Source organism: Kribbella shirazensis, assembly GCF_011761605.1.
GTDB classification, from domain to species: domain Bacteria; phylum Actinomycetota; class Actinomycetes; order Propionibacteriales; family Kribbellaceae; genus Kribbella; species Kribbella shirazensis.
Map to the genome: position 1 here is coordinate 3399469 of NZ_JAASRO010000001.1, position 23005 is coordinate 3422473.

21 protein-coding genes are annotated in these 23005 nt (G+C 69.1%); 14 read left to right on the forward strand and 7 right to left on the reverse strand.

Features of this window, described 5'->3' with window-relative positions:
• Positions 1-92 precede the first annotated feature (92 nt).
• Together BJY22_RS16745 and BJY22_RS16750 are read left to right on the forward strand one after the other, a co-directional pair.
• Positions 93-1049, forward strand: coding sequence for a WYL domain-containing protein (locus BJY22_RS16745; RefSeq protein WP_167207820.1), 957 nt, complete (start codon positions 93-95; stop codon positions 1047-1049).
• Complete coding sequence (locus tag BJY22_RS16750) at positions 1046-2017, forward strand: helix-turn-helix transcriptional regulator (protein ID WP_167207822.1); 972 nt, start codon at positions 1046-1048, stop codon at positions 2015-2017. Before BJY22_RS16745 ends, BJY22_RS16750 begins: the two co-directional genes overlap by 4 nt.
• Here BJY22_RS16750 and BJY22_RS16755 read toward each other — a convergent pair.
• Positions 2014-3204, reverse strand: coding sequence for a winged helix DNA-binding domain-containing protein (locus BJY22_RS16755; protein ID WP_167207824.1), 1191 nt, complete (start codon positions 3202-3204; stop codon positions 2014-2016). The two genes, BJY22_RS16750 and BJY22_RS16755, sit on opposite strands and share 4 nt — an antisense overlap.
• 130 nt (positions 3205-3334) lie before the next feature.
• Here BJY22_RS16755 and BJY22_RS16760 point away from each other — a divergent pair, with 130 nt between their 5' ends.
• The 5 genes from BJY22_RS16760 to BJY22_RS16780 all read left to right on the forward strand — a co-directional run bounded on the left by BJY22_RS16760 (position 3335) and on the right by BJY22_RS16780 (position 6547).
• Complete coding sequence (locus tag BJY22_RS16760; protein ID WP_167207826.1) at positions 3335-3526, forward strand: hypothetical protein; 192 nt, start codon at positions 3335-3337, stop codon at positions 3524-3526.
• Between the two features lie 59 nt (positions 3527-3585).
• The gene (locus tag BJY22_RS16765; protein WP_167207828.1) at positions 3586-3903 is read left to right on the forward strand and encodes a twin-arginine translocase TatA/TatE family subunit; all 318 of its coding nucleotides are present in this window, start codon (positions 3586-3588) and stop codon (positions 3901-3903) included.
• A gap of 85 nt (positions 3904-3988) precedes the next feature.
• Positions 3989-4750, forward strand: coding sequence for a twin-arginine translocase subunit TatC (gene tatC, locus BJY22_RS16770; protein ID WP_167207830.1), 762 nt, complete (start codon positions 3989-3991; stop codon positions 4748-4750).
• Positions 4751-5620, forward strand: a complete 870-nt coding sequence (locus BJY22_RS16775) for a YegS/Rv2252/BmrU family lipid kinase (protein ID WP_167207832.1) — start codon at positions 4751-4753, stop codon at positions 5618-5620.
• A gap of 96 nt (positions 5621-5716) precedes the next feature.
• Positions 5717-6547 (forward strand): chitosanase, encoded by an 831-nt coding sequence (locus tag BJY22_RS16780; RefSeq protein ID WP_167207835.1) that lies wholly within the window; start codon positions 5717-5719, stop codon positions 6545-6547.
• Here the strand turns inward: BJY22_RS16780 and BJY22_RS16785 are convergent, their stop codons facing one another.
• Positions 6548-7012 (reverse strand): MarR family transcriptional regulator, encoded by a 465-nt coding sequence (locus BJY22_RS16785; RefSeq protein ID WP_202891144.1) that lies wholly within the window; start codon positions 7010-7012, stop codon positions 6548-6550.
• 70 nt (positions 7013-7082) lie between these two features.
• Between BJY22_RS16785 and BJY22_RS16790 the strand changes: the two genes are divergently transcribed.
• The 5 genes from BJY22_RS16790 to BJY22_RS16810 all read left to right on the forward strand — a co-directional run bounded on the left by BJY22_RS16790 (position 7083) and on the right by BJY22_RS16810 (position 17140).
• Positions 7083-7979 carry an alpha/beta hydrolase gene (locus BJY22_RS16790; RefSeq protein WP_167207839.1) on the forward strand — a complete coding sequence of 299 codons (897 nt, stop codon included), beginning with the start codon at positions 7083-7085 and terminating at the stop codon, positions 7977-7979.
• Positions 7980-7989: 10 nt separating this feature from the next.
• Entirely contained in the window at positions 7990-10800 is a 2811-nt protein-coding gene (locus BJY22_RS16795) for a DEAD/DEAH box helicase (protein ID WP_167207841.1), read from the forward strand.
• A 386-nt stretch (positions 10801-11186) separates the two neighbouring features.
• Positions 11187-13079 carry a 13E12 repeat family protein gene (locus tag BJY22_RS16800; RefSeq protein WP_167207843.1) on the forward strand — a complete coding sequence of 631 codons (1893 nt, stop codon included), beginning with the start codon at positions 11187-11189 and terminating at the stop codon, positions 13077-13079.
• A 598-nt stretch (positions 13080-13677) separates the two neighbouring features.
• Positions 13678-14925: an IS256 family transposase gene (locus BJY22_RS16805; protein ID WP_167203572.1), complete on the forward strand. Its 1248-nt coding sequence runs from the start codon at positions 13678-13680 to the stop codon at positions 14923-14925.
• A gap of 946 nt (positions 14926-15871) precedes the next feature.
• On the forward strand, positions 15872-17140 hold the full coding sequence (locus BJY22_RS16810) for a serine hydrolase (RefSeq protein WP_202891145.1): 1269 nt from the start codon (positions 15872-15874) through the stop codon (positions 17138-17140).
• 162 nt (positions 17141-17302) lie between these two features.
• Here BJY22_RS16810 and BJY22_RS16815 read toward each other — a convergent pair whose 3' ends face one another.
• Positions 17303-17767 (reverse strand): MarR family winged helix-turn-helix transcriptional regulator, encoded by a 465-nt coding sequence (locus tag BJY22_RS16815; protein ID WP_167207847.1) that lies wholly within the window; start codon positions 17765-17767, stop codon positions 17303-17305.
• Between the two features lie 63 nt (positions 17768-17830).
• On the opposite strand from BJY22_RS16815, the gene BJY22_RS16820 reads away from it, so the two are divergent.
• Positions 17831-18202 (forward strand): cupin domain-containing protein, encoded by a 372-nt coding sequence (locus BJY22_RS16820; protein ID WP_167207849.1) that lies wholly within the window; start codon positions 17831-17833, stop codon positions 18200-18202.
• Positions 18203-18207: 5 nt separating this feature from the next.
• On the opposite strand, the gene BJY22_RS16825 is transcribed toward BJY22_RS16820, so the two are convergent.
• The gene (locus BJY22_RS16825) at positions 18208-19500 is read right to left on the reverse strand and encodes a glycoside hydrolase domain-containing protein (protein WP_167207851.1); all 1293 of its coding nucleotides are present in this window, start codon (positions 19498-19500) and stop codon (positions 18208-18210) included.
• A gap of 85 nt (positions 19501-19585) precedes the next feature.
• On the opposite strand from BJY22_RS16825, the gene BJY22_RS16830 reads away from it, so the two are divergent.
• On the forward strand, positions 19586-20059 hold the full coding sequence (locus BJY22_RS16830; protein ID WP_167207853.1) for a GyrI-like domain-containing protein: 474 nt from the start codon (positions 19586-19588) through the stop codon (positions 20057-20059).
• A 3-nt stretch (positions 20060-20062) separates the two neighbouring features.
• Here the strand turns inward: BJY22_RS16830 and BJY22_RS16835 are convergent, their stop codons facing one another.
• The 3 genes from BJY22_RS16835 to BJY22_RS16845 are packed head-to-tail and all read right to left on the reverse strand — an operon-like array spanning position 20063 to position 22983.
• Complete coding sequence (locus BJY22_RS16835; RefSeq protein ID WP_167207855.1) at positions 20063-21121, reverse strand: FAD-dependent oxidoreductase; 1059 nt, start codon at positions 21119-21121, stop codon at positions 20063-20065.
• A 48-nt stretch (positions 21122-21169) separates the two neighbouring features.
• A complete protein-coding gene (locus BJY22_RS16840) occupies positions 21170-22324 on the reverse strand; it encodes a Rossmann-fold NAD(P)-binding domain-containing protein (protein ID WP_167207857.1) in 1155 nt (384 codons plus the stop codon).
• A gap of 50 nt (positions 22325-22374) precedes the next feature.
• The gene (locus tag BJY22_RS16845) at positions 22375-22983 is read right to left on the reverse strand and encodes a hypothetical protein (RefSeq protein WP_167207860.1); all 609 of its coding nucleotides are present in this window, start codon (positions 22981-22983) and stop codon (positions 22375-22377) included.
• Between the last annotated feature and the right edge of the window lie 22 nt (positions 22984-23005).

Here is a 23005-nt window from a genome sequence, read left to right on the forward strand (position 1 = left end):
AGACTAGGGCATGCCCGTGCCGTCGAACCCGTGTTCGAAGTTTCGGTGCGGAAAGGCGGGAATTGGACGCCCCGAGGCCGTAAGGTGGTCGGGTGTCGGCGCGGAAGAGTGAGCGACTGCTCAACGTGGTCATCTGCCTCCTGGTCGCGCGCACCTACGTGACCAAGGAGCGGATCCGCGAGGTCGTCGAGGGGTACGCGGGGCAGACCGACGATGCCTTCGAGAAGATGTTCGAGCGCGACAAGGACGAGCTGCGCGACCTCGGCATCCCGATCGAGATGGGCACGATCGACAAGTTCTTCTCCGACGAGGTCGGTTACCGGATCCGCCGCGACGTGTTCGAACTGCCCGAGGTCCATCTGGAGCCGGACGAGGCCGCCGTACTGGGCGTTGCGGCAAGGGTGTGGCAGCACGCCGGGCTGTCCGAGGCGACCACCTCGGCGGTGCTGAAGCTGAAGGCGGCCGGGATCCAGACCGACCAGTCGGCGCTGAGCGCGATCGAGCCGCACGTCGGGGCGTCGGAGCCGGCGTTCGACCCGCTGTGGGCGGCTGTGGTGGCGCGGCAGGCGGTCCGGTTCCAGCATCTGCGCAGCGGGGCGTCGGAGCCGACCACGCGGACGCTGGAGCCGTGGGGGATCGTGTCCTGGCACGGCCGCTGGTACGTCGTCGGCCGGGACCGGGACCGCCAGGCGACCCGGATGTTCCGGCTGTCGCGGATCGGCGGCGACGTGAAGACGGTGGGGGAGCCGGGCGCGTTCACCGTGCCCGAAGGGACGGATCTGCGCTCGCTGGTGACCGAGCTGGCGCCGCCGCGGCCGACGTCCGAGGCGAAGGTGCGGGCGCGGACCGGGTCGTGTGTGAGCCTGCGGCGGCGCGCGAACGCCATCGAGCCGTACGAGGACGGCTGGGACCTGCTCCACGTCCCGTACGCGGACTCGTCCGTGCTGGCCGAGGAAATCGCGTCGTACGGAACCGACGCCGTCGTCGAAGGCCCTGGCGACGTCCTCGACGGGGTGCTGTGGCGGTTGCGGACGGTGGCCGGGGTATGAGCAACGCGCGTGACCAGGTGCAGCGGCTGCTGGCGTTGGTGCCTTACCTGCGGGAGAACGACGGGGCGCGGGTCGACGACGTCGCGAAGGAGTTCGGGGTCCGGCCGAAGCAGATCATCGCGGACCTGAAGGTGCTGTGGTTCTGTGGGCTGCCGGGTGCGCAGATGGGCGATCTGATCGAGATCGACATCGAGGCGGCCGAGGGCGACGGCGTCATCCACATCAACAACGCCGACTACCTGGCGCGTCCGCTGCGGCTGGCCGCGGCCGAGGCGCTCGCGTTGCTGACCGCGCTGCGGACGCTGCGCGAGGTGACGGCCGGCGCCGACCGGGACGCCGTCGACCGGGCGATCGCGAAGCTGGAGCGGGCGGCCGGCGAGGCCGCGGCGGCGAACGAAGGTGCGGCGGCGCACGTGCACGTCGAGCCGGCCGCGCCCGAGATCGCCGAGATCGTCAACCGCGGGCTGGCGACGCAGCGGCGGTTGCATCTGACGTACGACGTACCGTCGCGCGACGAGACGACCGAGCGTGACGTGGACCCGATGCGGCTCGTGGTGTCGGAGGGACGGACGTACCTCGAGGCGTGGTGCCGGCTGGCCGAGGACGTCCGGCTGTTCCGGCTGGACCGGATCGCCGCCGTGAAGCTGCTCGACCTCCCGAGCGAACCGCCGCCCGAGGCCACGCCGCGGGACCTGTCCAACGGCATGTTCCAGCCGTCCGAACGCGATCTGCTGGCCACGCTCAAACTCGACCCGCCCGCCCGCTGGGTCGCCGAGTACTACCCGAACGAGTCGGTCGAGGAAGGCCCCGGCAACTCGCTCATCGTCAAACTCCGCGTCGCGGACACCAGTTGGCTCCAGCGCCTGGTCCTCCGCCTCGGCGGAGCCGCCACGGTCCTCGACCCGCCGGACCTCACCACCCAGATAGCCGCCACCGCCCGCGAGGCCCTCTCGGCGTACGACGTCTAGCCCCGACTGAGCTTCTTCTCGAGTGGGGAACGGAAGCGGGGCGTGACGCGGACTCCGGACAGCCAGGTCGTCCAGCGGTCGGCCTCGGCGTCGACGAGGGCCGTGACGTCGGCGCCGACGTCCTCCAGCAGCTGGTAGCGGACCTCACCGGACTCCGGCTGGCCCCAGCCGCCGATGATCCGGCCGTCGGACCAGATGGTCGGGCCGACGTTGCCGGTGTTGTCGAACAGCTGCGCCTTGTGCGGCCCGAGGAACCAGTCGCGTTCCTTCCAGCCCATCGGCGTCGGGTCGAGACCGGGAAGGAATGCGACCCACGGCTCCACCGGCGCCTCGGGCTCCTCATCGCCCGGGGCGACGTACCCGACCTGACCGTCCAGGTCCACCTCGACCGCCTCGACAGCCGCCAGCGCCTTCCGCGTCTGCCCCAGCGTCCACCCGGCGTACCACTGCAGATCGGCCGCAGTACCCGGCCCGAACGACGCCAGCCAGGCCCGCGCGAGCAGCACCCGGGCGTCCTCCGCGACCGGCTTCTCACCGAGTCCACCGGGCAGCCAGTCCGCGGCCGGCGACCACTGGTGCTGCCCGCTCAACCACGTCCCCAGCGGCCGCCCCCGCACGATCCGCCCGTCCGCGGACAGCTGGAACAGGACGCGGCTCGTGACGTACGGCTGCGCGGCGTACGCCTTCCCGACCGCCATGTTCAACCGCGTCCGCAGCCGCGGCTCGTCGGCGGACAGCTCCTGTGCGGTCGCCGAGCCCCGCAGCGCCAGGGCGGTCGCCGTCGACTCCTCGACCGCCGCCAGCCACCGTCCGCACGCCTCCGCGTCGTCGGCGATCCCGGACTCGGCCAGGTGCTTGACCAGCAGCTTCCGCTGCTTCACCGCGATGTCGTCCGTGCACGCCGCCTGGACGACAGGCGCGAACGGCGTCGGTACGACGAACACGGTCCGCCGCATGCCCAGCATCCGGATGAGCGAGCGATCGTCGTACAGTGCACGCTCCGTACCCGCGACGTCACTCCCCGGTACTCGCGCGGCCACGCTCAGGTGCACAGTGGCCGGATCGGTGGCGTGCAACGCGACCATCGACGCCGCCGCCTCGACCGGATCCGCCGCCTGACAGCCCGCACCGAGCCGGTGCCGCCGCCCGAGCCGGGCCCGTCGCTCCGCGACCCCCATTCGCATCATCCGCACCCCTCGCGCCGCTGGAGAACCTGCCTGCTGGACACTCGGTTTTACCATCACGTTCCGACACCGTTGTCCGCCGAGACGCACCGCGGGGCGTGGGCAGCGGGCCGGAACCGGCTAGGCTCCAGGTATGTACTGGTTCCTGCTCTTCCTCGCGGTGGTGGCGGTGTGGCTGATCGTGCTCGCCCTGCTCGCGCTGAAGTTGTGGGGCCAGGGCAAGGCACTGACGCGTGAGTTGGTCGCCGCCCAGTCCAAGCTGGAAGCAGCGCAGTCCGAGGCCGGGTCTGGACAAACCCGTGAGGACGCCGACGCTCCGGCGTAGTATTCGGCCACGAACTCAGGCTCGAGTCCCGAGTTGATGTTGGAAAGGGAGAGATCGACATGGCAGCACCGCTCATCGGTATGCCCCAGGGCGCGGAATGGCTCATCATCCTCGCCATCGTCGTGCTGCTGTTCGGTTCGGCCAAGCTGCCGGCGCTGGTGAAGCAGCTCGGCAAGTCGAAGAAGATCTGGGAGGAAGAGGTCGGCCCGAAGAAGAAGGACCCGGAGCTGACCGAAGAAGCCTCGCAGCCCCCGGCGCAGCAGTCGGCACAGCAGTCGGCACAGCAGTCGGCGCAGGCCCAGGCGGCGCAGCAGCCGAACCAGGTGAACGGCCAGGCGCCGGGCGACGGCCTGCCGCCGAGCCACACGGCCAACTGAGCCGAACGCCCCACCTGTGTCGATGGTGAAGTTCGGGCGACGGAAAGAAAAGAAGGACGTCCGCCCGAGGGACCCAGAGGGTCGGATGACCCTGCGCGAGCACATTGTCGAGCTGCGCAACCGCCTGCTCATCAGTGTGCTCGCGATCGTGGTCGGGACCATCGTCGGCTGGATCTTCTACAACCAGGCCTTCGAGTTCCTGACCAAGCCGTTCGTGACCAGCGTGGCCGAGATGGCCAAGGACGCCGGCCAGTCGAAGACGCCGCAGCTCACCTTTCCGGGTGTCGGCAACGCGCTGACGTTCCGGATCAAGATCTCGGCGCTGTTCGGTCTGGTGATGGCGGCGCCGGTCTGGCTGTACCAGCTGTGGGCCTTCGTCGCGCCCGGGCTGCACCGCAGCGAGCGCAAGTGGGCGTACATCTTCTCGGCGATCGCGACCCCGCTGTTCGCCGCCGGCATCGCGGTCGCGTACTGGACCCTGCCGAAGGGCATCGAGATCCTGCTGGGCTTCACCCCGCTCGACATCCAGAACCTGGTCGAGCTGCCCGACTACCTGGACTTCGTGCTGCGGACGATGCTGGTCTTCGGTGTGGCGTTCCTGATCCCGCTGGTCGTCGTGCTGCTGAACATGGTCGGCGTGGTGCCGGCCGCCGCGCTCAGCAAGTTCCGGCCGTACATCGTCCTGGTGATCTTCGTGTTCGCCGCCGTGGCGACGCCGTCCGGTGACCCGTTCACGATGTGTCTGCTGGCGATCCCGATGTGCCTGCTGTTCTTCGTCGCCGAGGTCATCTCGCACTTCAACGACCGCCGCCGCGCTCGCCGTACCCAAGAACTCCTGGCGGACTGAGTGAGGCGGATCGCGCTGGTGGTCAACCCCACCAGCGGCCGGGGGCTGGGTGCGCGGATCGCGCCGGGTGTCCGGGAGCGGCTGGCTGCGGCCGGCCTGACCGTCGACGTGCACACCACCACCTGCGCCGAGGACGTCGGCCGGATCTCCGCCGAGGTGGTCGCGTCCGGTGCGGACGCGGTCGTGCTGATCGGCGGCGACGGCACGATCCACCTCGGCGCCCAGGTGCTGGCCAACTCCGGGATGCCGTTCGGCGTGATCCCGGCCGGCACCGGCAACGACTTCGCCCGCGGCCTCGGTCTGCCGCTGAAGGATCCGGCCGCCGCGGCCGACCTGGTGGTCGCCGGCCGGACCCGGGCGATCGACCTCGCGGTGGCGAAGGACGAGTTCATCACCACCGTCGTCGCGGGCGGCTTCGACTCGCTCGTCAACAAGCGCGCCAACGCGATGACGTGGCCGAAGGGCAATGCCCGCTACACGGTCGCGACGCTGGCCGAACTGCGCACCTTCAAGGCGCTGGAGTACGTCGTGACCGTCGACGGCGACCCGATCGAGACCAGCGCCATGCTGGTCGCGGTCGGTACCGGGCCGACGTACGGCGGGGGACTGCGGATCTGCGCGGACGCGGAGATCGACGACGGGCAGCTGGACGTGACGATCATCGAGCCGGTGTCGCGGCTGACGCTGCTGCAGATGTTCCCGAAGCTGTCCAAGGGCACCCACGTCGGCCACCCGGCGGTGCGGATGCTGCGCGGCCGCTCGGTCCGGATCGAGTCGCCGGGCATCACGGCGTACGCCGACGGTGAGCCGCTCGGGCCGCTGCCGGTCGACATCGGGATCGCCCCGGGCGCGCTGACCGTCTTCGCCTGAGACGAAACGTTGATGTTCGCGGGGTTCTCCGTCCAGGAATAGCCTGATAGGAAAGGTTCCTAACAGTTCATCCTCGGACGCCCCTCGGAGGACCTCATGGAGAACCGCCCCACCCGCCGGACCGCGTTGCTGCTCGGCCTCTCGCTCGCCGCCGTCCCGGCCACCGGCTTCGCCGTCTCCCGCTACGCCCCGCACGCCGACGCCGCGGTGCACCACGCTGTCGGCCTCGACGACCCGGCGAAGAAGGAGATCGCGATGCAGCTCGTCTGCAGCGCGGAGAACTCGTCGCTGGACTGGAAGGCGCAGTACAAGTACATCGAGGACATCGACGACGGCCGCGGGTACACCGCGGGCATCATCGGGTTCTGCTCCGGGACCGGCGACATGCTCGATCTCGTCGAGCTGTACGCCGATCGGAAGCCGGGCAACGTGCTGGAGAAGTACCTGCCGGCGCTGCGCGCGGTGGACGGCAGCGACTCGCACGAGGGCCTGGACCCGAACTACACCGGCGACTGGCGTACCGCCGCCGCCGACTCGGTGTTCCAGCAGTGCCAGAACGACGAGCGCGACCGCGTGTACTTCAACCCGGCGGTGTCCCGCGGCAAGGCCGACGGACTGCGGACGCTCGGGCAGTTCTGCTACTACGACGCGATCGTCATGCACGGGGACGGCGACGACCCGACCAGCTTCGGCAGCATTCGGCAGCGGGCGCTGGACACCGCGGAGCCGCCGGCGCAGGGCGGAGACGAGACGACGTACCTGAACGCGTTCCTGGATGCGCGGGTCTGGGCGATGAAGCAGGAGGAGGCGCACAGCGACACCAGCCGGGTCGACACCGCGCAGCGAGTCTTCCTCCGCAACGGCAACTTCGACCTGGACACTCCGCTCGACTGGGCGGTGTACGGCGACCCGTACCACATCGGCTAGTCAGGCGGTTGTCGAGTGGTGGCGGTCCGTGCGGGGGTCGAGCTCCGCGCGCTGGCGGAGCATCGAGAGGCTGGTGGCGAGTTGCTCGAGGACAGGTGCCGGCAGGGCGGAGCCGACCCACGTCCGCAGTTCGGCCTCGACCGTCGGTTCCGCGGCGGCGAGCGCCTGCTCGCCGGCCGCGGTCAGTTCGACCAGTGAGGACCGGCGGTCGTCCGGGTTCGCCGTACGCCGGACGCGCCCGGCGGACTCCAGCCGGTCGACCGCCTTGCTGGTGGCGCCGACCGTGATCGCCATCTCGCGTGCGAGGTCGAAGACCCGGGTGGCTCCGTGGGACGCGATGAAGCGCAGGAACTCGAACTGGCCGAGCGGAAGGTCGTGCTCAGCCTTCAGTCGCGCGTCGAGCACGTTGTACAGCCGCGTCTCCAGCCGGACCAGGTCCGTGAACAATGCTGTGAGATCAGTCACGGAATTAGATTCCTCGGAATGTAGTTGGAGAAAACTATATTCCTCGGAATCTATCAGTGGGAGACGAGCGATGAGCGCTGAAGAACGCGCGGCAGCACGCGGCATGATGCAGAAGGGCGAACTCGGACGGACGCCAGAGCAGCAGCGGGCGGACTTCGACGACCTGTTCGCGAACCGCCCGTTGGGCGAGGACGTGACGCTCGTCGAACGCACGCTGGGCGGTGTCCCGGCGCTCGACGTGCGGGTCGCGGGCGCGGACCAGGCAGGCGTGATCCTCTACCTGCACGGCGGGGCGTATGTGATCGGTTCCGCCCGGACCGGTGCGAACCTGGCGGCGCCGCTGTCACGCCGCAGTGGTGTCCCGGCGGTCTCGCTGGAGTACCGGCTGGCGCCTGAGCATCCGTTCCCGGCCGGTGTGCACGACGCGCTCGCGGCGTACCGGGAGCTGGTCGAGAGCGGCCAGAAGGTCGTGATCGCCGGCGATTCGGCCGGTGGCGGGCTCGCGCTGGCGACGCTGCTCGCGGCGCGGTCGGAAGGCCTGCCGCAGCCTGCGGGGGTGGTGCTGTTCTCGCCGTGGACCGATGCCACGATGACCGGACCGAGCATGGACGCACGGGGCGACTTCGACCCCCTCTTCACTCGCGCGCACATTGCTGAGTCCGCCGAGCTCTACCTGGGTGGTGCGGACCCGAAAAACGAGCTCGCGAGTCCGGTTCTCGCCGACCTGAAGGGCCTGCCGCCGCTGCTGGTGCAGGTCGGTTCGGCGGAGGTGCTGCTGGACGACTCGCTGCGGCTGGTTGCTCGCGCCGCCGAGCAGGAGGTGGACGTCAGCCTGGACGTGGTCGCCGGGGCGCCGCACGTGTACCAGTATTTCGCCGGGATGCTCCCCGAGGCCGACGAGGCGCTCGACCACGCCGCGACCTTCATCAGGAACCGGCTCGAAGGTTTTGGGGGAGGCGTCGCATAGTCTGGGGTCCGTGAGCACCCCGTCCGAGAAGTACGCCTCGTTCCGCTCGGACCAGGAGCATCCTGCCGTCAAGGAGTTCCGGGCGCTGTACGACTTCGAGCTGGACGAGTTCCAGCTCCGTGCCTGTGCGGCCCTGGAGGACGGTCACCAGGTGCTGGTCGCGGCGCCCACCGGCTCCGGCAAGACGCTGGTCGGCGAGTTCGCCGTCCATCTGGCGCTGCAGCGCGGGCAGAAGTGCTTCTACACCACCCCGATCAAGGCCCTCAGCAACCAGAAGTACGGCGACCTGGTGAGCAGGTACGGCGCCGAGAAGGTCGGCCTGCTCACAGGCGACAACTCGGTGAACTCCGAGGCCCCGATCGTCGTCATGACGACCGAGGTCCTGCGGAACATGCTGTACGCCGGCTCCAGCACGCTGCTCGGCCTGTCGTACGTCGTGATGGACGAGGTGCACTACCTGGCCGACCGGTCCCGCGGCGCCGTCTGGGAAGAGGTGCTGATCCACCTGCCGGACTCGGTCTCGGTGGTCTCGCTGTCGGCGACCGTGAGCAACGCGGAGGAGTTCGGCGACTGGCTCGAGACGGTCCGCGGCAACACGGTCGTCGTACTGGAGGAGAGGCGGCCGGTGCCGCTGTTCCAGCACGTGATGGTCGGGAAGCGGCTGCACGACCTGTTCGCCGGTGAGGCGCCGACCGCTCGGGTCGGCGCTCCTGCGAAGCCGTCCAAGTCGGGCAATCCGGCGAAGGCGGTCAAGGCCGACCTCAAGGACCTGGTCAACCCGCAGCTGGTGCGGATCGCCCGCGACGACAACCGGGTGTTCCGGGACGATTCGCGCAAACCGCGCCGGCGCCGGGACATGCCCAAGAACAGGCCGGCGAGGACGCATTTCACGCCGTACCGCTCGGACGTGGTCGAGGAGCTGGACGCCGGGGCGTTGCTGCCCGCGATCTACTTCATCTTCTCCCGCAAGGGCTGTGAGGACGCGGTCGTGCAGTGCCTGCGGTCCGGTCTGCGGCTGACGAAGCCCTCGGAGCGCGACGAGATCAAGCGGGTGGTGGCCGAGCGTACGGCGGACCTCCCGGACGAGGACCTCGGCGTGCTCGGGTACCACGACTTCGCCGAGGCGCTGAGTCGCGGGATCGCGGCGCACCACGCAGGCATGCTGGCCGCGTTCAAGGAGGTCGTCGAGGAACTGTTCGCCCGCGGCCTGATCAAGGTCGTGTTCGCCACCGAGACGCTTGCCCTGGGCATCAACATGCCGGCCCGCACCGTCGTCCTCGAGAAGCTCTCGAAGTGGAACGGTGAGGCGCACGTCGACATCACGCCGGGGGAGTACACACAGCTCACCGGTCGCGCCGGGCGGCGCGGGATCGACGTCGAGGGTCATGCGGTCGTGCTGTGGCAGCCCGGGTTCGACCCGCGGGAGGTCGCGGGCCTGGCGTCGACGCGGACGTATCCGCTGCGGTCGTCGTTCTCCCCGTCGTACAACATGGCCGTCAACCTGGTGCGCCAGGTCGGGCGGACGCGGGCCCGGGACATGCTCGAGCTGTCGTTCGCGCAGTTCCAGTCCGACCAGGCCGTCGTCGGGCTGGCGCGGCAGGTGCAGCGCAACACCGAGGCGTTGGAGGGGTACAAGGAGTCGATCGAGTGCCACCTCGGCGACTTCCTCGAGTACGCCGCGCTGCGCCGGCGGATCAGTGAGCGCGAGGCGTCCGGCTCGAAGCGGCGCAAGCTCGACCGCCGGGTCGAGGCGCAGGAGTCGATCGAGAAGCTCAGGACCGGGGACATCATCCGGATCCCGGCCGGCCGGAGTGCGGGCTGGGCGCTGGTGCTCGACCCGGGCATGCGGTCCGAGCGCGAGGGCCCGCGGCCGACGGTGCTGACGCTGGACCGTCAGGTGCGGAAGCTGTCGATGGTCGACTTCCCGACGCCGGTCGAGGCGATCGGCACGCTCCGGATCCCGCGGAAGTTCAACCCGCGCAACCCGCAGCAGCGCCGCGAGCTCGCCCAGGTACTGCGGAACCGGACCGACCTGCTCGGCGAGGACGGACCGCCGTCGCGCGCGCGGGACGTCGTCGCGCACGCGGACGATCCGGAGCTGCAGGAGATGCGGGCACAACTGCGCGCGCACCCGTGCCACGGCTGCTCGGACCGCGAGGACCACGCGCGGTGGGCGGAGCGGTACTTCCGCCTGGACCGGGAGAACCGTGAGGTCCAGCGCAAGATCGAGCAGCGGACGAACACGATCGCCCGCCAGTTCGACCGGGTCTGCCAGGTGCTGGACGCGCTGCACTACCTGGACGGTGACAAGACCACCGAGGCCGGTGACCGGCTGGCCCGGATCTACACCGAGCTCGACCTGGTCGCGGCCGAGTGCCTGCGGCAAGGGGTCTTCGACGACCTGACCGTGCCCGAGTTGGCGGCCTGCCTCGCCGCGTTGGTGTACGAGTCACGATCGAAGGACGATCCGACTTCACCGCGGTTGCCGCGTGGCGACGTACGGCTGGCACTGGAGCGGATGGGCGCGATCTGGCGCGACCTGTCCGCGCTCGAGCGGGACATGCGGGTGGACTTCCTGCGCTCGATGGACCTGAACTTCTGCTGGCCCGCGTTCCGGTGGGCGTCAGGTGCGTCGCTGGCCGAGGTCCTGTACGAGTCCGACCTGGCCGCCGGCGACTTCGTCCGCTGGGTCAAGCAACTCATCGACCTGACAGAACAAATCGCCGACGCAGCCGGCGACACCCCCCTCCGCCGCACAGCCCGATCCGTAGTAGACCAAATCCGCCGAGGCGTCATCTCGTACGCCTCGATGGTCGAGTAAAAGGACACCACTCCGCGCTCGCCCAAAGGACACCGCTTCGCGGCGGCTGTTCTGTTGTCCGCCTCCGGCGGCGTGCGGGGTCGTGCTGGCGCCTTCCCGACTGTCGTCGGCACCTGCACATCCGGTCGGGCGCAGGATGTGCCACGGCCGCGTTCTCCTGGAGACGGCTGAGTGAAAGGTCACCGCTGCGCGGCCGCTGTTTCCCGCCAGTTGAGGGTGGTTCGTGGTCGAGGTCCGAGGTGCCAGCGCCTCCGTCACGGCCTGGCTGGTTCTCAGAAATGGCTCCCTTCGGCATCATGATTCCTTTGGTATTTGGCCTTGTTTACAAGGGATCCCGGTGTCGGATCGATTTGCCCGTGATCATTCTGTGATCTACAATAGAACACATGTTCGACAACGATCTGGATGACCTCAGCGACCGCGACCTGCTGGCCGCGGCAGCCGAGTACGCCCAGGATCAAGAACGCGCCGCCGTAGGGATCTTGCGGACCGCGCTCGCCTTCGCGGACCGCAATGCGGTGATTCCCGGCCACAAGCCGCTGCCGGGTTGTGAGCGGTTCGTCGTGTACGGCGGCGACGGCTGCCCCGAGATCGCCGAGTTCGCGCCGGTCGAGTTCGGCGCCGTCCTGGGCATGTCCAGCGGAGCCGCCGCCTCACTCATCGGGGAGGCGCTGGCGCTGCGGCACCGCCTCCCGCGGGTGTGGGCGGCAGTGCTGTCCGGGCAGGCAATCACTTGGCGGGCACGCAAGATCGCCGAGGCCTGCCTGTCGCTGTCCCTGGAGGCGGCCGCGGTCGTCGACCGCCGCGTTGCCGGCATCGTCAACACCGTGACCCCGCGCAAGCTGAAGACCATCGTCACCGCCGCCATCTGGGAAGCTGACCCCGAGCAAGCCCAAGCCGACGCCGAAGCGGCCGCCCGGGCCCGCGGGGTGTTCGTGGCTCAGTCCGACGACCATGGCACCAAACGGATCTGGGTCCGTGCGGCTGCGGGTGATGTGATCCGCTTCGACGCCACCATCGACGACCTCGCTCGAGCCCTCAAGATCCTCGGCGACACCGACACCCTCGATCAGCGCCGTGCCAAGGCGATCGGCTGGATCGCCGACCCCGCCGCCGCGCACCAGTTGCTCGAAGTCGCGCGCTACCTCGCCCGCACCCAACCCAGCCCACCCAGCAACCCGGCCAGCAACCCAGCCGACAACACCGACCCCGCCGATGGTGCCGATGCGGCCGACACAGCCACCGCCGGAGTCAACGTTGCCGGCGCTCACGCCTCCAGGCGAGACGCCACCAGAGCGGCTGCGGGCGGTGCGGCGACGGGCGGTGCGGCGACGGGCGGTGCGGCGACGGGCGGTGGGGCGGCGGGCGGTGCGGCTACGGGCAGTGCGACTACCGGCAGCACGGCCTGGGGAGACGACGTCGGGACAGACGACGGCCAGCCGGCGGCACCGGACTGCTGTGATTCAGTGCTGGAGGCGGAGCAGGTCCTGCCGGCTGATGACCCCGCCGCGACGGCTCCGATCGACACTCGCCACGACATGACCGACGGTGACATCGACGACCTGGACCGTGAGATCGGCGATGAGGTCGACCGTGAGATCGGCGGCGACCTGGACGGCGGCGACCTGGACGGTGACGCCGACGGTGACACGGAAGTTGACGTCGACGGTGAGGACGGTTTTACGCGACAGGCCTTGGCCGGCACGCTCGCGGCCCGGCTTGCTGCGATCAAGCGCGACGCCTACAGCCATGGCCTCGGCGCGGGTAGCGGTCGCCGGAACCGGCACACGCTGTACGTGCACCTCACCGACAAGACCCTTGCTGCCGGCAACGGCGTACTCCGCGTGGAAGAACTCGGCCCGCTGCTCGCGCGCCAACTGACCGAACTGCTCGGTCACGACCAGGTCGTGGTCAAGCCGGTGATCGACCTGCATGATCAGGTCAGTGTTCACAGCTACGAGATCCCCGACCGAATCCGCGAACGCGTCCGGCTCCGCCACTCGGTCGACATGTTCCCCTACGGCACCGCCGAGGCCACCGTCTCGATGGACCAGGACCACATCCGGCCATACGACCGCACCGGTCCACCAGGTCAAGCCCCCCAAACCAGCACCGACAACTTGATACCGCAGAGCCGGCTCCACCACCGCGCGAAAACCTTCGGCGGGTGGCGTAACCGACGCCTGCCCGGCGGAGGCATCGAGTGGATCAGCCCCCACGGATTCCGCTTCATCGTCGACCACGCCGGAACTCGCCCTGCCGCATCAACGTCTCTCTGATCCGCCGATCCGCGCGGTCGGCATCGGACCCGCTCGGCGACTTCCGGCAACGGCGTCTGGCGTGCCGCTGGAGTCGCGGTGTTGGGTGCGGCATGGTGTGCACTGAGGCGATCCGCAAGCTGAACCTCGCGGCGGTCTGAGAAGCCGGGCGGACTACTGGTCGCGCGGCTGCGGATCACCACGGTAGGCCGCGCGACGCCCGGCTTGTCGGTGGTGCCACCTAATCTGGGTGTGTGCATCCAACTGATCCGTCGCCTTACGGCATCACCTAACTCCCCGCTCAGATGCGCTTCGACTACGTGGGACGCTGCTGATGGTGCGGTGCGCTGGCTGATTCCCGGGAGCGCAAATGGAAGCGCTCCGACATTGCGCAGGCTCATCCGAGCTGAAGTTTCGCGCCGGGCTTTGCCAGCCATGCAACAACTCGCGGAGCAAGCCCTTCGATCATCTTCACGAGCACTTCGCTCGCGCTTGCACATCTGGAAGTTGAGTCCCCGATAGTGGTGTAGCGCGGTCGCCGAACTCGTCGTGGACGAGGACGCGGTCACCGCGTGATCCTTCGAGTCAACCTTCCACAGAATCCTCGAGGACCATCACGATGACCGCACCACACATTGTCGACCCTGTCGGTCTGCTTGGCGAGGCGCTCGCCGAAGCCAGCCCTGATCTGATGCGTTCGCTGTTGCAGTCGATCATCAACGCGCTGCTGTCCGCCGACGCCGACGCGGTGGTCGGCGCGGAGTGGGGACGCCCCTCGCCGGGCCGTACGACGCAGCGCAACGGCTACCGGCACCGCGACCTGGACACCCGTGTCGGAACGGTCGATGTCGCGATTCCGAAGCTCAGGAAGGGCACCTACTTCCCGGAGTGGCTGCTAGAGCGCCGCAAACGCGCCGAGTCGGCCCTGATCACCGTCGTGGCCGACTGCTACCTCGCCGGGGTTTCCACGCGGCGGATGGACAAGCTGGTCAAGACACTCGGCATCGACTCACTGTCCAAGTCCCAGGTCTCCCGGATGGCCGCCGACCTCGACGCGGTCGTCGAGGACTTCCGGCACCGGCCGCTCGACGCCGCCGGCCCGTTCACCTTCGTGGCCGCGGACGCACTCACGATGAAGGTCCGCGAGGGCGGCCGCGTGGTCAACGCCGTCGTGTTGCTCGCGACCGGCGTCAACGGCGACGGGCACCGCGAGGTCCTCGGCCTGCGCGTGGCCACCAGTGAGACCGGGCCGGCCTGGAACGAGTTCTTCGCCGATCTGGTCGCCCGCGGCCTGGCCGGTGTCCGGCTCGTCACCTCGGATGCCCACGCCGGCCTGCGGGAGGCGATCGCGGCGAACCTGCCCGGCGCGTCCTGGCAGCGATGCAGAACGCACTACGCCGCGAACCTGATGAGCATCTGCCCCAAGAGCATGTGGCCGGCGGTCAAGGCGATGCTGCACTCGGTCTACGACCAGCCCGACGCGCACGCGGTGCAGGCCCAGTTCGACCGGCTGCTCGACTACGTCGGCGAGAAGCTGCCCGCCGTCGCCGACCATCTCGCCGCGGCCCGCGAGGACGTTCTCGCCTTCACCGTCTTCCCGAAGGACGTGTGGACACAGATCTGGTCCAACAATCCCGCCGAACGCTTGAACAAAGAAATCCGGCGCCGCACCGACGCGGTCGGGATCTTCCCCAACCGCGACGCCATCGTCCGCCTCGTCGGCGCCGTCCTGGCCGAACAAACCGACGAATGGGCCGAAGGACGCCGCTACCTCGGCCTCGACGTCCTCGCCCGCTCACGCCTCACCAGCCACACCAACACCCAACCCGAGATCGAAACCGACGACCTACCAGCACTCACCGCCTAACCCACCCCCAGGATCACGCAGCACTACACCACTTCCAGGGACTTGACCCATCTGGACTCAGCTTCGGTGAATACCTAGGCGACACCACGCTGGGCATGTACACGAAGAAGTGGGTTCCCGAAGTCCGGTCAGTAGATGCGGCGACGCCGGACGGATCCGGGGAGGGGGTATGACCTGTCGGCCGTACGACTGTACGGGCGCAGGGGAAGCCGAGCCACACGCGGGACCGTTCCGCTTTTCGCACCCCGTGAAATCGCTGCCAGCCATGGGACGACAGCCACGGTGGCCGGGATGTGGTGCGCTGATGCCGCCGTACGGCCGGCCGCGGGCGTCCGCGTCGGTGGTGTTCGCAGCGCTGCGCGTGGCGGGAGGATTGGCGGAAGCGGCAGGCGCGGGAGACCGAGAAGTGGGCCGACTGGACCGTGGACGAGGTGCTGGAGCGGGCGCGCATCACCGACGCGGATCTTGGGTAGACGTACGAGAACCCGGGAACCCGCATGATGGGCGGCCCCGGGTCAGAACAGCCCCGCTCGTTGACAGCCCGGGAGTTGGTTTGCTCCCTTCGCCCGGGCGTCACGCGGGGCTGTTCGCTGCTACAAGCGTTTCAGCGTGATCGGGTGGCGCATCATCCACCGGCCCGACACCCCAACGAGCTGTACGCCGTCGTACAGCGTTTCCCAGCCGTCGCCCGGCCGGGACTCGTACCGGCTCCATCACCGGGCGAAAACCTTCGGTGGGTGGCGCAGTCGGCGCGTGCCAAGCGGGTGTGACGAGTGGATCAGTCCTCACGGATTCCGCTTCCTCGTCGATCACAGGGGCACCCGTCCACTCCCACACTACGAACCGCCGGACACGGACCCGGAGCAAGCACTGGCTCGTGAGGTGGACCCCGTGGGGTGAAAGACTTTCTATGTTGTGCACGCCTGTGTCAAAGGAGAACACGTTCGTGGAGCTGACGCGCCGGAATCTCGGTAAGCTCGCTGTCGCCACTGGTGCTACTGCCGCGGTCGGGACCGCTGCGGGTTACTCGATCGGGCGGCCCGCTGATGCGGCCGCTACCTGGAAGACCACCGGGACCGCCGTGTCGGCGCTGGCCGGGTTCGACAACCAGATGAAGGCGTTCATGCAGGCCCGGGGGATCACGGCGGGGCAGGTGGCGGTGACCTACAAGGGGCGCCTGGTGCTTGCCCGCGGCTACAGTACGTCGACCGCGCTGACCGTGCAGCCGACGTCGTTGTTCCGGATCGCGAGCCTGTCGAAGTCGATCACGGCCGCCGCGATCGTGAAGCTCGTTCAGGACGGGAAGCTGAGCCTGTCCACGCCGGTCGCGAACCTGATCGACATCACGCCCGCCACCGGCCTCGCCCGCGACCCGCGCTGGTCCACGATCACCTTGTGGAAGCTCCTGCAGCATCTCGGCGGCTGGGACCGCGACGTCTCCGGCGACCCGAACTTCAAGGACGCGACCATCTCCCGCACGCTCGGTGTGCCGATGGAGCTGCGCCACGCGGACGTGATCAAGTACATGGCCGGTCAGAGGCTCGACTTCGACCCGGGCACGAAGTACGCCTACTCGAACTTCGGGTACCTGCTCGCAGGCCGGGTGATCGAGAAGGTCAGCGGTCTGAGCTACGAGGACTACGTGAAGCAGAAACTGCTGGCCCCGTTGAAGATCCAGCGGATGTCGCTCGGCTGGACGATCGCGAAGCACAGCGGCGAGACGTCGTACGAGTCGCAGTACTCCGGGCCGACGGTCCTCGACACGTCCGGGAAGACCGTTGCCGGCCCGTACGGTTCGTTCAGCATGCGGATCCAGGACGCGAACGGCGGCTGGATCGCGAGCGCGCCGGACCTGGTGCGCTGGGCGAAGATGTTCGACGCGCCGTCGAGCGTGCTGAACAGTACGTCGCTCGGCCGCGTCTGGGCGAAGCCATCCACCGGGGTGAACTCCAGCGGCTGGTACTACGGCCTCGGCTGGCAGATCCGCCCCGTCACCGGCGGCACCGGCCGCAACACGTGGCACACCGGCAGCATGCCGGGGACCTACTCCCTGCTGGTCCGCACCTACAACGGCATGAGCTGGGCAGCGGTCTTCAACCGCCGCGACGACGCCAGCGGCAAGTCGTACGGCGACATCGACGCGGCCCTGTGGACCGCCGCCCGGGGCGTCACGTCCTGGCCCACCCACGACTACTTCCCGAAGTACTTCAGCTGACCCCACGCTCGAGTCGGGTGCAGCTCGACAGTAGGTCCCGAACGACCGCTCGCAGCGGCCATGGCGACCGCCAGGCCATCACAATCCCCAAGCGAGCAGCCCGTCACGCTGGAACCCCCCGACAACGCGCAATTGTGATGGCCTGGGGGTCGACGCCCCGCCTCAGAACATCAACGCCCGGAAGTGCGGCGTGCTGACCTGGGCTTCGCCGGCCATCTCGGTCAGTACGTCGCGGAGGGTGTCGACTGCTTCGTCGCCGAGGCGGTTGCGCAGGCGGCGTTCGTAGGCGTGGTGGAAGCGCCGCGCGGCGGACAGCGCTGCCCGGCCGCGGTCGGTCAGGTGGAGGAGGCGGGCGCGGGCGTCGGACGGGTCGGGGCGGCGTTCGACGTATCCGCGGCGTTCCATGTCGTCGACGATCTGGCTCGCGCCCTGCTTGGTGATCTCCAGCCGCTCGGCGAGGCGGCTGATCGTGGTCGGTCCGTCGGACAGCGTCCGGAAGACGAAGCCGTCCGAGCGGCCCTGGTCGTCGAACCCCTGGGCGGTCGTGTGCGCGCGGAGCTCGCGGACGAACTCCTGGTCGGCCAGTAGCAGGAGGATGCCGAGATCCGGCTTGCCCGATCGTGTCATAGCGGTCATGATAGTCAAGCTGACTTGGTCAAGTCAGCTTGACTAAATGAGAAGGGGGCAGACATGCACGTCATCCACGCCGACGAGGCGCCGCGGTTCCAGTTGCAGGGAGTGGAGTTCACCGGGCTAGCCGCGCCGAGCCGGGGATCGGCCGGGCTGTGCACGTGGCGGCTGACGGTTCCGCCCGGGCACGGCGCCGATGCGCCGCACACGCTGGACCGGGACGAGGTGTTCATGGTGCTCAGCGGCACGGTGCAGCTCGCCCCGGACGGCGACAAGCTCGGCGCCGGCGACGCGGTCGTCGTACCGGCGGGTGAGCCGATCGCACTGACCAACCTCGGCGAGGACAAGGCCGAGCTGATCGTGGCGATCACCGCGGGCTTCACCGGCTACCTGGCCGACGGCACGGCGATCCAGCCGCCCTGGGCCCAGTAGAGCAATCAGCAGCGGCGGATCGGTGCCGTATAGGTCGTCTTGCTCGCCGTGGCGACGTAGTAGTCGGTGACCCAGCTCCCGTCACTCAACCGGTCCCAGACCGAGGTGGTACCGACCTTCGATCCGGCCCGCTGGCAGGTGATCCACGCGAGCGACCCGATCGGCAGCGGGTTCGGGTACGCCGCATACGCCGTACCCGGCCCCTGCCGGCGGGACAGGTTGTTGATGGTGGTCTGGAACGGGAACGCGCAGCCGGGGAGAGGCGGGCTGTAGCCGGTCTTGTTCGGCGTCCGCACGTAGTAGTCCGTGACGTAGGTGCCGTCGATCAGCTTGTCCCAGACGGTAGTCGTGCCGACCTTCGGCCCGAACGTCTGGCAGACGATGCGGACCGTCGAGTTGGCGGCGATCGTCGAGCGGACCGGATACGCCGTCGACGGTCCGCTGTAGGAGTGGATCGTCGTACGCACGGTGTACCTGTAGGCAACGCTCGCGACCGGAGCGTCGAAGCGATCGCTGTCGATGTTGAGCGTCACGCCGCCGTGCGTCTCGTTGTGGTCGCCCTGGTACTGCTTGCCGCGCTGCCCTACCGCCCAGAACGTGTTCGGCACGGTAGGCCAGCCGGTGAGGGAGCTGTTGCCGTCCCAGCGTGCGATCCACAGCGCGTCCGGCCGGGCGTAGGAGCTGGAGTTGTACGCCGCCGCGAGGTCCGGCGCGGCGGAGTTCTGGTGACCGTAGACCCCCGCAACGTACCGCTGCAGGTGCAGCTGCTTCGTCCACGCGGACAGGTAATGGAGCACGGCGGAGCGGCAGGCGGCGTTGGTGTTGTCGTAGTGCTCCATGTCGTTGTAGATCGCGCTGCTCGGGAGGATGCCCAGCGCCTTCGCCTTGGCGACCGCGTCGTCCGCGTCTCGCACCGCCTCGCGGTTGGAGGCGGTCAGCGACATCTTCAGTGCGGTGGTGCGCGTACTGCACGGTGCCTGCAGTCCCAGGTAGATCGGGACGAGCCGCCAGCCCATCGCGGTCACGGCTGTGACCCAGGACGGGGTGAGCTGTGGTTGCGCGCAGCTCCGGTTCACCCCGCCGATGTAGATGCCGATCGCCTTGTACGGCGATGCTTTCCACGCGGTCATCTGGGCGAGCGTCGGCGCCGTACAGGTGTCGAACGCCAGGCCGGTGAAGCGCGTCGCCGTCGTACCGGCGTTGTAAGTGATCGGCGTCGTCGGCTCGGCCAGAGCAGGCGTGGACGGTCCGACCACCAGAACGAGAGCAGCGGCTGCAGCCACCTTGAACTTGATCATGACGACCCCCTGCTCTTAGTAGACGCTCTCCGGCCGGTGCTCCGGTAGGTTGAGGCCGATATCGAGTGTCGGGAGGGCTGTGGTCATGGCGGAGATCGTGGAGCTCGGGGAGCGGCCGTACGTCGCGCTGCGCGGCAAGGTGGCGATGGGCGGCATCCCCGCCTTCGCGGACCGGCTGCGGGATGTCGTCGACTGGCTCGCTGCCCGGGAGATCGCGCCGAACGACGCGCCGTTCTTCAAGTACGACGTGGTCGACATGGAGGCGGGGCTGGTGCTGGAGATCGGGTTCCCGGTCGACGATCTGCACTCCGGAGAGGGCGAGATCGTCACCGGTGTGCTCCCGGCCGGCCGGTACGCGACTGCCACCCACCACGGCCACCCGGACGGGTTGATGGCGGCAACCCGCGATCTGCTCGCCTGGGCCGAGGAGAAGGGGCTCGAGTGGGACGCGTACGGCGACCGCTGGACGGCGCGCCTGGAGATCTACCGCTCCGACCCGCGGGAGGTCCCGGACCTGAACGACTGGGACACCGACCTGCAGTTCAAGCTGAAGGACTGACCGTCAGGCGCTGAGCGCCGCCGGTTTGAGCAGGTCGCGGAGGTCGCGGGCTGCGGTGAAGCCGGCCCGGTTCGCGCCGATCGTGCTCGCCGAAGGACCGTAGCCGACCAGGTGGATGCGCGGGTCGGCAACCGTCGCAGTGCCGTTCATGCGGATGCCGCCCGAGGGCTCACGCAGCCGCAGCGGTGCGAGGTGGGCGAGGTCCGCACGGAAGCCGGTCGCCCAGAGGATCGTGTCGACGCGCTGCCGACGACCGTCGGCCCACTCGACACCGTCGGGCGTGATCCGCGAGAACATCGGCAACCGCGTGTAGACGCCACGGTCCCACGCCGCCTGTTCCTGGGGCCGCAGGTGCAGCCCTGTGACGCTGACGACGCTGCGCGGTGGCAGACCGGCGCGGACACGTTCCTCGACCCGCGCCACGACCTGGCGACCGTACTCCGGAGTGAAGTCGTCGCCGGTGCGCCACTCGGGAGGACGCCGGGTCACCCACGTCGTGGTCGCGAACTCGGAGATCTCCGCCAGCAGCTGCACCGCGGACGCTCCACCACCCACGACAAGCACCTGTTGCCCGGCGAGGTCACCGGCACCGCGGTAGTCGGCGGTGTGCAGCTGCCGCCCCGCAAACGTCTCGATTCCCGGATACCAAGGGATGAACGGCCGATTCCACGTCCCGGTCGCGTTCACCAGTGCCGCGGCGTCGTACCGGCCCGCCGACGTCTCCAGCGCGAACCCGCCGTCGATCGACCGGACGCTCTCGACCGCCACCGGTCGCACCACCGGCAGCGAGAACTGCTGCTCGTAGTCCGCGAAGTACGCCGGCACGAACTCGTTCGCCCGTTCCGCGCCGACGCTCGACGGGACCGGTACGCCGGGCAGGTTCGCGATCCCGTGGACGTCGTGCATCGTCAGCGAGTCCCACCGGTGCTGCCACGCGCCGCCCGGCGCCGCGTTCCGATCCAGCACGACAACCTCGTCGTACGGCGTGAACCCGAGCCGCACCAGGTGGTACGCAGCCGACAGGCCGGCCTGCCCCGCGCCGATCACCGCTACTTCAAGCACACTGCGAACAACGCCGTACCCGGCTCGCGTCTTCCCGGCCTGACAGGATCAGATCCGTGGGTGGGGATAGTCGGGAGAGCGGTGCTGGAAGGACAGGATGCCCGGGTTGCGGATGGTGCCGTCCTCGATCTCGATCGCCCGACTCAGGGTCGCGTCCGCGTGCCAGGCGGCGGGGCCCTCGAGCACCGGGCGGAGGAACGGCAGCAGCGCCTCGCTGATCTCCCAGGTCGCCGAGTTCCACAGGTACGACGGGCTGTGGTCGACGCCGTAGTACGTGATGTGGTCGCCGACCACGAATGTCGGGTCGTCGAACCCGGTCGGTCGCGCCCAGCTGAACCCCATGCCCAGGTCGCAGGAGACGTCGATGATCAGGCTCCCCCGCGCGAACAGGTCGAGATCCTCCTCGATCAGGAACGTCAGCGGCGCGTCGGGGTCCTGCAGGACGCAGTTCACGACCACGTCGTGCTCGGCCAGGAACCCGGCCAGCGGCACCCTGCCCCGGTCGGTCAGCGCGTGACTGCGCCGCGGATCGTCGTCCGCGGGGTCGTCGTGGTCGAACTGGATGATCCGGGCCGAATGGATCGGCGAACCGACCGCGGCCACACCCCGTCCGGTCAGTACGTCGACATCGTGGACGCCGTGGGCGCTCAGCGCGGTCACGGCTCCGCGGGCGGTCGCGCCGAACCCGATCACCACCGCCCGGAGCCGGCGCCCGTAGTCGCCGGTCGACCCGATCAGCTCGAGTGCGTGCAGGACCGAGCAGTACCCGGCGAGCTCGTTGTTCTTGTGGAACACGTGCAGGCTGAACCGGTCGTCGGCGGTCCAGTGGTTCATCGCCTCGAACGCGATCAGCGTGAGCCGGCGGTCGATCGCGAGCTGGGTGACCTTGTCGTCCTGGACGCAGTGCGGCCAGCCCCAGAGAACCTGCCCGGGCCGCAGCCCGGCCAGGTCCTCGGGCTGCGGCTTGGGGAGCACGACGATGTCGGCGGTGGCGATCAGCTCGTCCCGGCCGAGGACCCCGGCGACCGATTCGGCCAGTTCCTTGTCGGAGACGCCGAACTGGTCGCCGTACCCGGTCTCGAGATAGATGTGCCGCCGCAGATCCTCGTCGATCCGCTCGAAGTGGTGCGGATGGATCGGCAGCCGGTGCTCGTTCTCCTTGCGGGAACGGCCGATGACGCCGAGAGTTGACAGCTGGTCCACAAAGGCCCCTTTGGTTGTGCCCGTTGTAGCACGTCCGCGGGTAAGGCCACTCAGTCGGTGCTGCTTTCGACCCGGCGGTGCCGGCCCGCCCGGCCACCGGCCACCGCCGCGACGAGCGTGATCAGTGCCGCGGCGACCACCGCGATCAGACCGCCCGTGGTCAGTGCCTGGTCCGCGATCGGCACCGACGGCAGTTTCATCCGGTCCAGGACGTCGTACTGCGAACCCGCGAGCGTGGCGAGCCCCGCGACGATCGCGGTCACCACGACCCCGAGCAGCCAGACGCCGAACCCGGTCAGCGCGCCGGTCGAGCGCGCGAGGCGACCGGCGACGTAGCCGCCCTGGTAGTACGCGATCGCCAGGATCAGCAGCATGATCGCGCCGGACACGATCCCGATGGTGCCCGCGGTGTTCGCGCTGTTCATGGCGTCGTACCAGTCGAAGGTGGCCGCGTAGTCGACGGCTGCCGCAATCGCGCCCGCGACACCGGTCAGCAGGGCGATCAGGCCGATCGCGACCAGCCAGCCGTAGAACGTCGCGCCGCCCGCGGAGCTCCTGGACACCCGCTCACCGGTGGGCGGGACGCTCCGTTCGTCGTCGTACAGCTCGGACGGGCCGAGCCGATCAGTGCGCGTCTCCTCGTGATGTTGCTGTGTCATGTCAGCTTCTCCTCACCGGACA